This is a genomic window from Exiguobacterium sp. s157 (assembly GCF_018618205.1).
Classification (GTDB): Bacteria; Bacillota; Bacilli; order Exiguobacteriales; family Exiguobacteriaceae; genus Exiguobacterium; species Exiguobacterium chiriqhucha.
Map to the genome: position 1 here is coordinate 1 of NZ_JACSLQ010000028.1, position 548 is coordinate 548.

Consider the following 548-nt stretch of genomic DNA (forward strand, 5'->3'; position numbering starts at 1 on the left):
TAATCTGTACCCCATGTAAAGGACATTAATAAAAAAACTTATGCTGCTTCAAGGAGATGATTCCTGTACTGTACGGGAGTCATCTTTTTCATGTTCCATTGATAACGATGATGGTTGTAATAGTTAATGGTTTTTTGGATTTCACGCTGTAGTGAATCGAACGTGGTACAGGCCTTTAACTCGACGATATCCTTGAAATGTCCAAAGAATGATTCCTGGACGGCGTTATCCCAACAGTTGCCCCGTCGGGACATGGATTGACCTAGTTTCATACGCTTCACCTCTTTCTGGTAGGTCGGGCTCGTGTAGTGCCCTCCTTGATCTGAATGGATGAATGCGTCCTTGTCCAAGCGAATCCTCCGGTTCTTCCGTAAACGCTTCAACGTGTCCAATACAATGTCGAGATTGATGTTCTCAGAGAGTTGATGCGCCAATACCTCATTGGTCGAACCATCCACGATGGTCGAAAGATAGGCCCGCTTACCGTTCCCGTAAAATATGTAGGTGATATCGGTGAGAAGCACCTTATAGGGCGTGCCCTGTTTGAA

The 548-nt window shown here is 45.3% G+C and carries 1 protein-coding gene; it reads right to left on the minus strand.

Annotated elements, in window-relative coordinates; translation table 11 throughout:
* Positions 1–38: 38 nt before the first annotated feature.
* Positions 39–548: IS3 family transposase (locus KNP67_RS15300; protein WP_214756988.1), on the minus strand; the 510-nt coding region annotated here is incomplete at its 5' end.